Source organism: Chitinophaga ginsengisegetis (assembly GCF_900168065.1).
Taxonomy (GTDB): Bacteria; Bacteroidota; Bacteroidia; order Chitinophagales; family Chitinophagaceae; genus Chitinophaga; species Chitinophaga ginsengisegetis.
Window position 1 is genome coordinate 1 of the sequence record NZ_FUZZ01000008.1, and the last position, 15,680, is coordinate 15,680.

At 44.7% G+C, this 15,680-nt stretch carries 10 protein-coding genes; 2 read left to right on the plus strand and 8 right to left on the minus strand.

Annotation, left to right across the window (positions count from 1 at the left end):
• On the plus strand, positions 1 to 499 hold a 499-nt coding region (locus B5Z18_RS31935; protein WP_143313593.1), incomplete at its 5' end, for an integrase core domain-containing protein.
• A gap of 207 nt (positions 500 to 706) precedes the next feature.
• On the opposite strand, the gene B5Z18_RS31940 is transcribed toward B5Z18_RS31935, so the two are convergent.
• The 8 genes from B5Z18_RS31940 to B5Z18_RS31975 all read right to left on the minus strand — a co-directional run bounded on the left by B5Z18_RS31940 (position 707) and on the right by B5Z18_RS31975 (position 15,046).
• Positions 707 to 1,084, minus strand: a complete 378-nt coding sequence (locus tag B5Z18_RS31940) for a hypothetical protein (protein ID WP_143313765.1) — start codon at positions 1,082 to 1,084, stop codon at positions 707 to 709.
• A 244-nt stretch (positions 1,085 to 1,328) separates the two neighbouring features.
• Entirely contained in the window at positions 1,329 to 1,826 is a 498-nt protein-coding gene (locus tag B5Z18_RS31945) for a DinB family protein (protein WP_079473651.1), read from the minus strand.
• Between the two features lie 21 nt (positions 1,827 to 1,847).
• Positions 1,848 to 2,819 carry a M23 family metallopeptidase gene (locus B5Z18_RS31950; RefSeq protein WP_143313766.1) on the minus strand — a complete coding sequence of 324 codons (972 nt, stop codon included), beginning with the start codon at positions 2,817 to 2,819 and terminating at the stop codon, positions 1,848 to 1,850.
• Positions 2,820 to 2,936: 117 nt separating this feature from the next.
• Positions 2,937 to 6,908, minus strand: a complete 3,972-nt coding sequence (locus tag B5Z18_RS31955) for a DUF5977 domain-containing protein (RefSeq protein ID WP_159454506.1) — start codon at positions 6,906 to 6,908, stop codon at positions 2,937 to 2,939.
• Between the two features lie 170 nt (positions 6,909 to 7,078).
• Positions 7,079 to 7,645: a hypothetical protein gene (locus tag B5Z18_RS31960; protein WP_079473653.1), complete on the minus strand. Its 567-nt coding sequence runs from the start codon at positions 7,643 to 7,645 to the stop codon at positions 7,079 to 7,081.
• 10 nt (positions 7,646 to 7,655) lie between these two features.
• Entirely contained in the window at positions 7,656 to 12,119 is a 4,464-nt protein-coding gene (locus tag B5Z18_RS31965) for a DUF6443 domain-containing protein (RefSeq protein ID WP_143313768.1), read from the minus strand.
• Positions 12,120 to 12,204: 85 nt separating this feature from the next.
• Entirely contained in the window at positions 12,205 to 13,644 is a 1,440-nt protein-coding gene (locus B5Z18_RS31970) for a hypothetical protein (RefSeq protein ID WP_143313769.1), read from the minus strand.
• Between the two features lie 415 nt (positions 13,645 to 14,059).
• The gene (locus B5Z18_RS31975) at positions 14,060 to 15,046 is read right to left on the minus strand and encodes a GlxA family transcriptional regulator (RefSeq protein ID WP_079473656.1); all 987 of its coding nucleotides are present in this window, start codon (positions 15,044 to 15,046) and stop codon (positions 14,060 to 14,062) included.
• Positions 15,047 to 15,170: 124 nt separating this feature from the next.
• Here B5Z18_RS31975 and B5Z18_RS31980 point away from each other — a divergent pair, with 124 nt between their 5' ends.
• On the plus strand, positions 15,171 to 15,623 hold the full coding sequence (locus B5Z18_RS31980) for a DUF1569 domain-containing protein (RefSeq protein WP_079473657.1): 453 nt from the start codon (positions 15,171 to 15,173) through the stop codon (positions 15,621 to 15,623).
• The last annotated feature ends 57 nt before the right edge of the window (positions 15,624 to 15,680 follow it).

A 15,680-nucleotide genomic window follows, 5' to 3' on the forward strand; every position in this document is an offset into this window, starting at 1 on the left:
TAATGAATTTGGCTATTTAAGCCTGATTACCGATGCCTATTCCCGCAAGATAGTGGGCTTCGATTTCAGGCTGGATCTATCTGCCCAGGGATGTTTGAATGCATTAACGATGGCTTTATCACAGCGTAACACTCCCTGGCGGCAGCTGATGCATCATTCCGACAGAGGAAGTCAGTATTGCTGTAAAGAGTATGTGGATTTATTAACTGATAACAAGATCACTATCAGTATGACTGAAAACGGAAGCCCATATGAAAATGCACTCGCTGAAAGAGTCAACGGTATCATAAAAGCGGAATTTAACCTGTATTGCCGCATGAATGGTTTTGAGCAAATGAAGGAAATTATCAATAAGACCATTACAGCATATAATTCAGCCCGGCCGCATGGAAGTTGTGATTTTTTAACGCCATTGCAGGCACATGAGCAAACCGGAACGTTAAAAAAAAGATGGAAGAATTACAAGAAATTATCAAATACCAAGCTCCAGCATATATGATTGTAAAACATTATCAGGATTACCAGGACGGAATATCAGGACTATTTCTTCACTGTATATGTATATCAGGACGAGACACATACACGAGTCCTAAGTATCCGAGAAGTATCGGAGAAGTATGCGGGAAGTAACCTACAGGTAGTCTTAAAAAAAAGAACGCCATATAGGCGTTCCCGGATTTATTGACGTCAACAGCAATGAAAAAAACTATTTTGGCTGGTAAGTATAATTTTTATTGTAAGATTGACCGGAAGCAGTTGCAACATTCGCCACATTTGTTTCCACGTTACCATCTATTTCGGTCTTATAACTTATAATTACCGGAGTTGGCACCTCGGTATTATTCACAACGCTCACGTTTAAATGCCCAAAATTAAACGTCTTAATGGTTTCAAATACGTATGTTTTTGTACCTCCCACAAAGTTATCTATATCGAACAATATATGGTCTTCATTTCCCTGCGTAACGCCGTTTATTTTCCAAACAGGGGAGCCATACTGGCTGGCGTCGTGATTCCCTGCTTCTACGCTAAAGTCAACCTGATCCTGGCTATCAGCGCCTGCTACCGTAACTGTAACTTTCATCGTCATTTTTTTATTTTCAGGTGCAGGATCGTCTTTACCACCACATCCTGTAAAAACTAAACCTGCCATCAGTAGCAGGCCCCCACTAAAAAAAATGCTTGATTTCCTTTTCATCTTTATTTGCGTGTATTGGGTTAATTAATAGAGCAAATTTATACCGGCCGGATGCCGGGGACAATACCTGGAAACAAGTATTTTTTTCTACTGATAGTGGGGTGTATTTTAAGAGACGCCTGTTCTAAAACTATAAATCCATCTTTGTCCTGGATACCCAATCCGGCGCATCTTTCACGCCCTGCCGCAACAATAAATTCAGTTGCGCAGCGTGATGCTGCACATGACGCATATTATAAATTAATATTTCAAGTATACTGTAATCTTTATACTCACTCACAAAACGCTTCGTCAGAAGCTCTTCAGCGGTTAGCCTTGTCAGTAGATCCCGTAACTTCTCACGGCCAAACCGGAGATACGTCAGCAACTCCGTTTTATCGTATACGCGTTCCGGCATGCCGGTGCCAAATTCAGATAACGTAAATGGCGCCGGTGGCAAAAAATCCTTTTCCATTGGCGTTTCATCAGACAAATAGTAATCCAGGAAAAATAAGGTGTGATACCCGGTATACCAAAAATGAGCGTCTGTATCCCATAGCTCATCCGGGCAAAACGCTAAGGCATTTTCAAGCATATCTATTGCAGCCCCGAACTGTTGCCATAATACTGTTTTCAAAGATGAATCCATAAAAGTTCTCTTTAAAGATTATTATCTGACTTCTCTTACCTTATCCCCTTTAATGGGCGAATAATCTGTTTTTAAAAGGCCATTTACTTCCAGCTTCTCAAAATAGCATTTTACACCGGTCGCCTGATTCAGGTTCTCCGCATTCTGCAGGTGAAAATGTAAATGGGGCTCAGAGGAATTGCCTGAATTGCCGCACAGTCCTATCAGTTGTCCCTGCTTAATTTGATCGCCCTGTTTTACCTTGATTGAATTTTGCTTAAAATGTGCAAAGAAAACATATTCTTTGTTTTTGGTTTTCAGAAGAACCGCATTTCCCGGAACATACATAGGATTTAACTCTCCTGGTACATTGTCCTTAACCCCGTCTACTGCCCAAACTACTTCCCCGTCGCAAGGCGCTATTATTGGTTGCCCAAATGCGTAATAGTCTTCATTTGTTTTTCCGCTGGTACGGAAACTTCGTCCTTCCGGGTTATTAATTACAATATCAAACGCATTCTTCTGGAATTTAACTACTACATGATAATTTAATTCTTTTGTATCACCTCCCCAAAACACGGTCCATTCCCCTTTAAAAGGCAGGCGCATGGCGGTGATATTCCGTTGCATCACCGGTAAAGTATCCGGTTCATATGGTTTCGCGTACAACCCGGTGATAGCGCTGTCCTTATTTGCTGATATGCTAAGCGATAACACACCTTTTTCAAACGTTGTTTTATATACCGCAAAGGCAGACTTGTATTCCAGGAATGCCCGCTTCGTAATATTCCCGTAGTTGCTTTTCAATTTAGTAAGAAATGCGACTGTTTTATCCAGTGGCAAAGCGATTTGGGCTTGTGGAGAAAAGATTGCGTAAATACTATCAAACTGGCCGTCATTGTAGTATTTTTCAAATTTTGCTGATGTGTAGCTATTCTCAGCGCTTTCTGTCTGAGAAAAGGCAGTAGTAAAGGTTAAGAACAACAGAATTGTTAGAATGGATTTCAGGTTCATTTTTCAGCGTTTAGACTTATTGGTTGCTGAAAGTATTCAAAATATTACACATTGAACAATAAAAAGAGGGCTGCCGCGGATACCGCAGCAGTCTTCTTTTTATTATTTACTATGTCGTTATGGGAAAGTGAAGCTCACATTTGCGGAGCTGATCCCGGAAGGGAAATTGGTTCCTCCTGCGGTGATGGAGAATATCCATGTTTTACCTTTTGCGATGTCGTCTGTAAAGCTGGTGGATCCCAGTGGAACGGAATAGGGTCTGTCGTTGTAGGGCCTTCCGGTAACTGGATCTTTAGCAAAAAGATTGATAAAGAAGTTCATACCAGGAGGACAGGTAAAGTTGACTGTAAACGAAGTTCCCGGGCCGTTTACAATGCTGGTGATAGCCAATCCTACATCGCAGGTTCCATTGGTATTGGCATTCGACTGTCCCTGCAAATCGATTTCCGTCTGTGCCAGTGCATTTGCTTCTTCCGGCGATCCGGCTGTATATTTTCCTGCAGGAACGGTATAGGGCACCAGCGACCCTTCACCGGAGGTACACTGTTTATAAAAATTCTGTGTAATGGCTACGTTGGAATAGGTGGTGGAATTCTCCTGGCCTAAAGTAGCGGAATAGGCGTAGTTAAAGGTTTTCATCACATAGCCATCCTGATCACGGATCATGGATAGCCTGTTATATGCGTCGTAACTATAAAAAGAAGTATTGCCGGAGGGGGTAATAACGCTACTGATTCCCACCAGTGGCAAATAAGTGTAAGTTGTGATTTCACCGTCCTGCGGATAAATCCGGATATCATCCACTATACCCGACAAAGACTGCCCGGTGTATGGTTGATCAATATGTTCCCAAACAGTTCCATTCTGTTTAAAATAAGAGAGACGGTAAGTTCTGCCCGCTGTGGTGGCTGAAAACTGGCTGGCAAGCGCAATAGACCCGTTGTACCCGCCTTTGCCTGTATGTGCGGTGGTGGTATTGGACACCAGGGAACCATTCCCTTCAAAATCCTCATAATAAAACTGCGAAGGAACCGCATTTTTACATTCGGCTACCGGGTACATTTTATTGTAGCCCCATTTATATCCTATGCTGATATTATTATTCGCTTTGGAATAATTGAGGTTTCCTTTTGCGTCGTAGTCCAGCTGCCCGGCGGGTTTATACTCGGCCGGCAATGTTCCGGAAGGCGCAATAAAGGCCACCGTTGCCGGGGTTAATGTTTCTGCCGCATATACCTCATTTGGGGTTACAATATTATCGTGCAGCGCAAATGTTTTATAGGTTCCTTCCACCAGTTTACCGTTCACCTGTGTAACTGCTTCAATGGGTGTGCTGATCATGTTCCGGGTTTTCAACTCTCCTATCCATCCGGTAGTGGCCGTAAAATCGCCGGGATACCGGTAGTGCTTAACCACCGGTGTGCCATCGCTGCGTGTCAGTTGCTCCGATTGAAGAAAAGCGCGGTCGTTATACTCAAACGTTTTATTGGTAGAAATGCCTGGTGTGTTCACATTATCATATACCGTTTCCGTACTGGTGGCTGTGAGCAGCTTGCCTGTCTGTATAGGATAAAATGATAAATGCAGGTACATATCAAAGTTTGACACATTAATTGTTTGTGACTGCATTTGTTTACGTTGTTTGAATGCCCAATAGGTTTGGGTCTTTTTTACCACAGGCGTGTTGGATACCGATTTCACCAACCTGCTGGTATTATCATAGAAGTTCACCGTTTTCAGGAACCCGTTTTCCAGGCTGGGGATAGGGGGTGTACCGGGAATAAGATCAAGGTTCGACAATTGCGGATATTTATCCGGGATCACGTTGTACAAATATTCTGTTCTGCCCAATGCTTCTCCGGTAAAATTCTCTTTTATTTTCCCATAACCAACATGACTTCCATTGGCAGAAAATGTGTAGGGTTGGCGAGGGTTCGCATAAAGTGTGTGTGTGATATACTCATCTATTACCGTAACTTCTGATCCTGGCAGCACATCGATCTGGCTGTTTTTAAGGCCGCTGTAATAAGTAGGGAAATGCATCATCATGCCCTGTTCGTAAGTATATAATTTCTTTGACGTGATTTTACTTACCGGATCAAATCTGCTGCTGGAGGTTAAACGCAACCCACCTCCTGTTCCCAATGGAGCAACGTTTGTAGTAACAGGAATTTTAAGGGAGATATAAGCCATTTTCTGACCCTGCACTCCCACTTTATTATCGGGGTAGTTGGCCGTTAATTTATATCTGCCGGCGGTAAAGTATTGATTAGTTAATACAAAATTACCGCTTTGATTCCTCACAATATCTTTGGAAAAATCGTATTCCCATTCCGTGGGACTAACAGCGCCGGTGGCCGGGTTTACCCTTTCTATGGTGACCCACATGGCATTTTGCATATTAACGGGGCTGCAGGGCGGGAAGATGCAGGAACAGTCCCAGCCTGTTCCTGTTGGATTTGCATCCGCAGGTTGATTACAGAACAGGTTCACTGTTATATCCACATAACAGTTCGCCGCTATATCCACCGTGGTGGTAGTAACGCCTGTTGTGGTATTTAAGGCACCCACATTGTTATAGTTAACAATTATATCTGCCGGGGCATTATTATACTCATGAAGGCCGTATTCAAACTCCGCCAGTCCTTTGGTAGGATACATGATTTTTTTCAGCATCCCTTCCTGCGCCTGTGGAAATTTCGGGTCCCTGTTGGCGCCTACCCAGCTTCGTAACACGGGTGGAATGGCTGCCAGGAAATTATATCGCTTAAAATCCGGTACCAGTGAGGTGTTTGAAGTCGCTCCATTATAATACCCCCAATAATCCTGTTCAAAGGAACTTTTATAAGGCAGTGTAAATCCGTCGGCACCTTCGTAATAATAACATTTATACACCTCTCCTTTTACCGCTACCCCTTTCAGCTTCAATCTTTTCCGCCGGTAAGACTCATCATAGGGTAGTTTTATTCCTGGCCTTGTGCTCGTGGTAGTATACGATTCGTTCCCAGGCCGGGCGGTGAAATAGTCATAATCGAATCCGGCTGTCATCACAGCGGTACCTGCCTTATTAAAAACGGTGATGCCATTTAGCTTTACACCAAACAAATCTTTCCTGCTATCTGGTATAAACTGCACGGCGCCATTTTCAAAAAAGATACTATCCAGGAAGAGCGTTCTGATGGTAGACGTGCTAAAGGTGCTGTTCAGCCCCCCATTGGTGGGCATCCCGGTTGGCCCCTGCATGGCAATAGCCTGGTATTGGATATACTCCTCCGTAAGGTCGGGCATTTGCGTTACATAATCCGCGTTGGTAAATGCACTGGAAATGCCAATATAATCTGCGCTATGACCGGTGCCGGTTGCAGGATAAACGTACTCCCGGAACGTTTTATATTTCAGCGTAAGGATACGATTGGCCGGACTGGTAATTTTTGTGAGATAATAAGCCGTTTTAGTAGGCCCCGCGGCCGTCATCGACATTTCAACCGCCATAAATTCGTACCGGAAACCCTCCGGATCGGTAGCTATAATTCCGTTGCCTGATTTTTCAAACCGGATATTATTGCCGCTGATATCCACCACTTCAGCAGTAGAAAACCCGGTGAATTTGCCTGTATATTTTCCGAAATTGTACACATACAAATCCGGTTCCCCGTCAATTTCCCCGGGGCAAAAGAAAGGACAAAGCTCCTGCCTCGTATAAGCCTGTCCGTTAGCTTTATACAGCAGGTTATTTTGCAGCATAAAATTCCGCGCCTGGGCGCCGGACTGGTATGTATTCCCCAATGCGTCCGGATAGTATTGTTTAAACGTTTCGTTAGACACGAGATCATCATCCGCCCCTTTTATCTGCCGGGAAATAACTCCTCCAACATTTAATGACCACCCGAGGCCCACCCAGCTGGCTTCTTCAGAAACCCTGATTCCTCCTCCGTTGTAGCTCAAACTGATAGGAAACTCCAGATCGCCGGTACGGATGGTATAAATGGGAATAGATACTTCCGGCCTGCCGTTAAAATAGGTAACCGGGAATTCGGCCGCGCGGGTCAGTGATGCCACATCCGGGGAAGTAATCGGAATTTTCCGCATTTCATCAAAAGCGGTATTCTGTGATAGCACGAGGCGCGGATACAGGATGCCGCATATAATAAGTATGTAGCAGGATCTGATTAGGTTAAGAGAGCCAGGCATAAGGAAAATTCTTTTTATAGATATTCAGGATTTGTTGTTATTTAATAATGATGAATGATGCGTTCAGGTTATTCAGACTCAAAACCAAAAGCATATTTAACCAACACTCCCTTATTCAGGGTACATTTAATGTAATACCGGTATTGATTATATCGCTTTACAAAACCCGATTTCTGATCCAGAACATATGCCAGGCCCTCGGTATCACCGGCTGTAGCGGTTTTATAATTATCGCCTAATATTTTCACGATCTCCTCCCTGGTAATACCCAGGCGTATTTTGCGGGAAGTAACAAACAGCTCATCGCTGATCAGTACTGTCTGTTTCGGCATTTTGTAAGTGCTATCGATACATAATATTTCAAATTCGTCCACCGCGTTTTTACTTCCCCCATAGTGAAAAAATAAACGGAGTGCCTGTGTTTTCGACTTATTCACCAACTCAATCCGGGGTAAAGATTTTGCCTGTTCAAACTGTTTGTTCCAGATATTCTTGCCCAACACCTTTTCGGTGGTACTGTAGTCGTTCAGGTGTATGCTGTTAACAGCAGTATCAGGTACAAAGCGCACCCGTTGCTGAGCATTGCTATATTGTATTGATAAAACCAGGACGGCTATTATGAGTATATTTTTCATCTTTTAAATTTTATTCCCTGTTACCAACAACCCTGCGACCACGGCCATTGTTATTGGGATTATTCAGGATATTTATATTCACCCGGATGTTGTCATGTGTTTGCAGATACTGATGCATGGTACTTTTAAACTGAAGCAACCTGGTAGCATTTTCCTGTATTCCTATACATCCCTGCGTACCAACAAACTCACCGCCGTCAGGATGAATCCTTAATAAACTTCTGTTAGTACTGAACAGCGGATTCAAATTCAGGCTAAAGCCAACACCATCGCGTGTCATTCCAGGGTTGGGATTGCCACTTCCGGGTCCCCTGTTTTGCAAATTGTCTGCCGTATATGCACCGTTTTCCGGAGATCCGTTACCCCAGGGGCCTCCAATGGCCTGATAACTCGCCAAGGTGAGATGTCCTCCGTCATCAAACATCTGATTCACATTTAAGTTCCCATTTCCTTCCGCCGGATTAGCAGCATTCGCCTGACCGGTAAACTCCAGTCTTGTTTCTCCGGTAGCGAATGAAATAAGGTTCGTTCCTAATTTTGAGTCAACCGTAGAAAGTACATTATTAAATGCTGAAACGAACTGATTAGCATTCTCCTGTTTGGAAAGATCGTATCCTCCGGCCAAAGCCGCTCCCTGGGCTGCAATATACGCCAGCGCATCTACTCTCACGTTCTGCATGGCGCCTGCATTATTTACTGTACCAAGAACAGTACCATTAGATATATTATAGTAAACGGTTGTATCACCCAGAAAATCGGTATTAAAAACAGGTCCGTTCTTCATGGCAGCATAGGGGCTTTCGCCTTCTATCGCCTTAGGGTCTATCTGTCTCCATCTTCCCAATTGAGGATCGTAATTCCGGTAGAATGCATCATACTGGTTCAGATCAAAGTCGTTGGTATGCTCTATCCCGTTAAACTTCAATTTATTTTCCGGATAAGCCGCTCCTTTTATCGCGCCGGTACTTATCCCCGCCATCGTCAGCCCAAACGGATAATAATGTGTTTCCTCTATTAGTGCCCCCTGAATGTGGTTCACTGCCAGGTTATCAAAAAACGCGGCAATATTGCTTTCGTTGCTGGTATAAATATAAACATATCCGCTCTGCAACACAGGAATGGCATTTCCATTCGCATCGAGCCTTGTATAGGTTTTATAGGTGTCGGCGGCGCCCAGCGGTTCTGCTCCGCTGCCGTTGGTACTGCTGTAGGCAAACTGTTCATTGAGAAAAATCCAGTTCAGGTATGCTTTGGGCTTTGTGGTTTGCGCCGGGTTGTTGTTACTCATAAACCCGGTTACAGCCGGGTTGAAAAAGCTGCCATTGGTACCTGTTTGCGGCAGCGTTATTTTGCCGGCTCCCGGTCCGCTTGTAATAGTGGTGGCCAGGATAGATAAAATGTCGGCAAGCGGACTTTGCTGCGTAGCGCCGGTGGCAGATCCCCGCCACCACATATCACAACGGAGCTCAATTTTATCGCCGGCCATTACCTTCAGCAATATTCCGGGCCCCACTTTCCGGTCGCCGGCCACACTGCTTAGCTTTGTCCAATAGTTATTGGGATTTGTGGTGCCATTGGCAGGAGGATTCGACGTATTTGATTTCAATTCGCGTACAGAAGGCGTTACGGTATAATCCGTGTTGGAATAGTAGGGTATATAGTTATTCGGATCTGCCAGGTTATTTTTATCGGTGACGTTTTCCATACTTGCTATTGGGTAATTGATCCGTTTCACTTCTTCCGTAAGTATCATCCGTACATTTCCCAGGTGATCTTTCAGAAAATAATCATACACCAGGGTGGTTCCTCCTGTTGGAATGGTATTACGGATGCGGCCTTCTTCATGCCCCATGAATTGCAGGACCAGCGGGCCTGTTCCTTTCTGTTCATATACCGCCCCGCCTATGTAATAAGTATTGGTGATGGTGCTGCCTTCCGTTACACTCTTTTTCCATTTATTTCCGGAGGCGTCATAAGTGTAAGCGATCATTCCTTTTCCTGATACCGGTATTGCAGCCGGCAGATTCAGATGATTGTAAGAGATGGCACTGGTAATCCCTTTATTCTTATCGATGGTGAGGTTACCATTACCGTCGTAGGTATAGTCGGTGGTAGTTTTGGTAGACGCATTGTACTTAAAATCGCCCAGGGTGCTCGTATTGTCGTTAAATGCGTCTGTAACGGCCTGTATGCGGTTTGTGTTGGGAATATAGGTATAAGACAGGTCGTCGAGCTGGCTGCTGGCATTTAACTTCAGGCCCCATTGCTGCATCCGGAGAATATTTCCGTTGGCGTCGTAAGCGGTGGCCGGATCAGCACCGGTACTTCCCATTTTAACGGTATAATTAACCAGGCTGTTGTTCCAGGCGCCGTCACTGTTTCGCTGCTCAAATCCAGCTGTCAGCAGGCGGCTGAGCGGATCATAACTGAAATCATATTTCCGGGGAACGCCATCTCCCACCGACCGCCAAACGATTCCGCTGATGTTACCGTTTAATTGTTGTCCCAGGTAATTCCTGGTAGATGCGTTGGCAAGTTTATCGTATCCCAGGTCAAAGCCAAACCAGTTACCTGATCCAGGTGTTGATGGGGCGGACGGATTGGTAAAATCCCTGTTCACACCTAACAGCCATCCCCTGATATTATACGTTGAATTTTGCGTTTCAAGTGGAGTGGAGCCAGCCGGCTTTGTTCCTATCTTTTTACTTTTTATTTGCCCCAGGGCATCATAGGCCACTTCCAAAATAGTTTTGTAAGACGTCATTGCCCCACTGTTCACGGTAGTGTTGCTGATGGCCTTCTCCGCTTTCACAAGCCGGTTCAGGTCATCGTAAGTCAGTTTAGTTAACAGAATGGTGGTTTGCGCACCAGCCCCGGCGATTACCTGCCGTTGTACAGTGATCAGGGGCTGATTGTTAAAAGTATATTGGGTGGTGGTAACATCAAGACCGCCGCTCAGGTTTTTACTTTGCACCTGTATGGTTCTTCCCTGTTTATCATAGTAGGTAGCGGTATACAGCCAGGTAGTGGTTCCAAGTACTTTTACCCTTCCACCTGTAACCATTCCCTGTGTAGCGGTTGTTGAAGTAACAGCCTGCGGGTAGGGCCAGGCGGTATTGCTGGCAGCGGAAAAATAACTGTTATCTCCTGTAAAGAAACCTGCATTCAATCCATGCCCGGAGTAAGCTGTTGCTGTCAGAAAATCATAGTTATCATAAAAAGTGCTGCTCAGTTCTTCGAGTCCGGAGGTACCTGCTGCGGGATAATTACCGGCAGTTCCATTTGGAATGAGCGCTGTGGCGGTAATATGAGCTGCAAAAGTGGTAGCGGTGGTCCATATACCGGTGGCAATGGGCCGGTTCCGGCTATCATACTGGAAGTATTCCCATTTCCCGCTTCCCAGTATAGCGTCCTGTCTGAGTACCAACCTGTCGCGGCTGTCGTATACAAGGTATTGTGCACCGGCGCCGGGGATCTTTTTTATGATCTGTCGTCTCTTTGCATCGTATTCGTACCGGAAACACTGCTCGGCCAATATGGTGGCATCCGTAAGCACCCAATTTGCAGAGATCAGTTCAACGCCTTTGGGTTGTATCACGCAGCGCAGCATTTTAAAATCATCATAAATGTAATAGGTGTTCAGCCAGCCGGTATGCGCGCTTCCCGTTCCTGCGTCGGATGCGGTAAGCTGCACTTTTTTCAGTACTACTTTACCTTCTTTGTCTTTGAACTCAATGACCTGTTTGCCATGCTCATTTATCTGGATCGTTTTGAACAGAGTTCCCGGAGGATAAGTTGTTGTGGTAGCATAAGTACTTAGTCCTCCCACCGCCGCTATGGTTACGGTCCAGTACCTCACGGCATCAGTTGCGGTATTCACCAGGTACCGGCTTGTAATGTTTTTCTTTGTGGTAGATTCTGTGCCTACCCAACTATTGCCGGGGGCATATACTTCCGTGGCGCGGCTCAGGGGAGACAGTTCAAAATTCGTTTTACCATAAAAAAAAGTTTCCCCCGGATACTCTCCCTGGGAGAAGGTGGCTTGTTGTTCAAATGGATTTTTTTTGAAGTTCCCATCCGAAATGGAAGTATTGCCATTTGTATTATTGGCAGCAAAAGGCAAAAAAGAATATACTTCTCTTCCGTATACGTCATATGTTCTGGCAGTTACCAGGTCCACAGCTGCTGTGGAAGATAACGGGCTTGCGGGATCAGTAATGAGAGAAGCTTTCTTCTGCACCAGTTCAAATGGCCGGCCAAGACCATCAATATACTGCGTTGTGACTTTGGCATCCCTCAACGGAAGTGTATTCAGAATGGTGGGATTCATTTGGGGAGAGGTTGCCGTAACAGTATAAATAGTATTCCCATCCTGTACGGTATAGGGGGCGGGTGCTTGTGCCAGCATTTCTTTTGCGGGGATCATCATTAATAATCCGGTCAGAAAGCCGAGGTATGTTTTGAATAAGTTCATCAATACAACTTTTATTAATTTCAAATCGGTATAGGCAACATAGGAGAATGGAATAGGTTCCCCTCCTTTGATTTTTATGATTCCGTCAGAAGTTGTATCCCCACCGGAACACAAGTGCGCGGTTTCCTGCAGTCTGAAGGAAATCCCATAGCAGCTGTAGTTTGGCCGTTTTCTTCTGGTATTGGATCTTTTTGGATACGCCGATCAAACCTGATGTTTGCCAGGCGAGGTTTCTCAGTTCCGCTATGCTTTCAAAACGGGACCAATAGTTTTGTTCAAACCCGCCGCTGATCCATATATTTCCCAGGAATGCGCTCTTCCCTTTGCCGGGCGCCGCGAGTTTCCAATCCAGGTAGCTGCGCAGGCCGATCCCATCATGGGTGAAGTTTATTTTGTTCCACGCTTCACCCATACTAAATTTATAGGCCACTCCAATACCTGTTACCAGGCGGTCGTTCAGCCGGTATCCGAGTGAAACCGCGAGGTCATTACTGGCGGGAAACTGATACGCCCTCCGCTTACCAGTTTGCAGATCAAATCCATATTCCAGTCTTTTTAGAAAAGGTTTGGTACGCTGACTATTCTCTTTAAAGGCAGCTTCATCATCAGGCATTCCTGCTGACCTTAATGAGGTTATTTTATTCCTGATGTCCGTGAAACCAGTACCTGGTGCTACTGCCTGGGTGGCCAATTGCTGTTCCAGGTTTTCGGCGGCGGGTCCAAGCCGCTGTTGCAGCAATGTTTGTAAAGTGGCGCGGGTTTGCATACCGTTTACTGCTATCGCCGCCATATCCGGCGCACCATTGGTCTGCATTCCAAACAAAGACGACAACTGGCTGTTTTCCCGCAGGAACTGCTGAAATACCGGCACTTTATTGAGGGCCTTTAACGCTGCGGTTTCCAGGGCTGCGGGCTTATTCAGTTCTTCCTTCCATTGTTGGAGGCGGCTCTTATAATAAAAAAGCTCCTTTGAGTATTTTGCCGCGGCGCCTTTGATGCCTCGTAATTGCGGAAACTGCTCTCTCAAACTATTCAGCATCGTTGCCCTCTCTGCCAGGAAGCCGTTTACACTTTCCCCCTTGAGCCAGTCGCCCTTTAGTCCTTCTATACTTTTCAGGGTCTTACTTAAATTATCTTTCCCGCCGGGTGAGGCGCTTAAAAAACTAACCAGGCACTGAAGAGAATCCAGCCGTGGAATATATGGGCCCTGTCCTTCTCTTTTTTCAGGGTTGAATTTCACCAGCAGGGCTGCATAGGCATCTTTTGTGCGCTGCAGGTAGTTCATGGCAGCGGTACTGTCCACTTCCTGTAACTGCCGGCCAACTTTGGCTTCCACTAACTGTAGCTTTGCGATCAGCTTCAGCTGTTTACGCCTTAGCGTGGCGGAAAGGGACTGCTGCTCTTCTATCGCCTTAGCTATGCGATGGTGAGTTTTCTCCGGGAGAACGACTGTGGTGTCCATTCTTTGCCCGTAAGCAGGGAATACCCACAATAAAATCAATAACCATTTTATCCGCATCATCATAACGGGAGTTGGTAAAGGGTAAAATCTCGCTTAATCATCTTACAACAATTAAACACTTTGTACAGGGTAATCGATACCTACACAGGGTATAAAATCAGGTATCAGTAAATAATATAACCATTATAAGTGTTTAACTGACGATTAAAAAAATTCCGATAGCTTTTCCATTCTAAATTTCAAGTTTCAAATAAGAGACGAATAAAAACTGTAGAAGGTTTCAGACAAAGGTTCAGGACATTGGTGCTATGATCAGGGCACATCAGGGATAACACTTGCTACGTACAAACTCCCTCATAACACAACAAATGAAACATTAATTTTTCATATTTACAATAGCTTGCCCAAGGATTTCCTGCGATATTTATCAAGATACCCCAGATCAGGGGGAAAACATTTATAGGAGGCCGGGATTACACTAAACTACCGTTTGGGTTTTATATTGATTCCTGTACTCTACCGGCGTAGACCCGGTAATTCTCTTAAATACTGTTCTGAAGGTTTTTAAGTCGTTATACCCTACTCTATATGTAATAGCTGCAATATTCGTTTCACCGGCCTCAAACGCCTTTTTCGCCGCTTCTACTTTTATTCTCTGGATAAACTCTATCGGGCTCAATGATGTAGCGCTTTTAAACCGGCGGATAAAATTCCGTTTGCTCATATTTACCTGCCTGGCGATTTGCTCCACTGAAATATCAGATTCAAACTTCTTCTCGATATAACTTTGCGCCTGATGAATTTCATCATCGTTGTGCTGGCGGCGTCCTGAAAAAACAGTGAAGATACTTTGCGAGGTTCGTCCGTAATCCAGGGCATAGAATTTACTTAACTCTACCGAAATCTCTTTGCCGCAGTTCTTCTCTATAAAATATAACAAGGCATTTAATGATGAAAATCCACCGCCGCCGGTAATAATTGCTTTTGAATGGGTAACAACATGATCGGCTTTAAACTTTATTAACGGGTACCTTTGCTGCAAATCTTCTATGGCGCCCCAATGGGAGGTAGCCGGCATGCCATCCAGCAAGCCGCATTCTGCCAGGAAATAAGCGCCGGTGCAAAGACTGATGATCTCCGCTTTACTATTATATTTTTCCTTTATCCAGCCAAGCAGTTTCTTGTTTTTGGAGAGCAAAGAATTTATGTCCGTCAGATCCGTACCCATTGGCGGGATGATCACGATATCGGTATCAAATTCGTCTGATATGGTTTTACTGCAATAAAACTGTAGGGGCATATTTAACGCTGCACTCTTCAAACGGGTTCCGATCAGCTCTATCTGAAAAGGAATGGGGTCCCCTTTCTTTACAGCGGCTTCATTGGCGCTGGTCAACAGGGCTGTGGTATTGGCTACCGCCGTTGGCAATACATCGTCATATATTATAATGGAAATATGTTTCATAACCAGGGGGCATTACATCATCAAATCTATACAAAAAAATGGCACAAAATGCACCTTTCATTGTCACGTTTGCACAGTGACCGTCTTCCGGCTCCGTCCTACTTTTACATCAAAACCAGAAGTTATGAAAACAATATTCGACAACGCAACCAGGGAAGAATTGATCAGCAGGATTAATTTACTTACTAAAAATCATACTGCCCAATGGGGTAAAATGAATGTTTACCAAATGACGAAGCATTGCACGATATGGAACAATTGGGTGTTAGGAAAAAATCAATCCGTTTATACACAGGGGTTATTAGGGTGGATATTTGGCAAAATGGCGCTGAAGGGCCTGGTAGGAAATGAAAAACCAATGAAAAGGAATATGCCCGCCGGATCGGCTTTTCTTACAAAAGAAAAGAACGGAGATGTAGAACTTCAAAAAAAGATCTGGATAGAACAGGTGACGGAATATGGGCACTTCTCAAATCCAGGCTTTATTCACGACTTCTTTGGCAAAATGAAGGTAGATGAAATTGGCATTCTTGCTTATAAACATTTTGACCATCATTTGCGGCAGTTTAATGTGTAGGGCTGGACTTCAAAATCCACCCCGATTTATGGCTCAAACCGGACAATACTTTGTAAA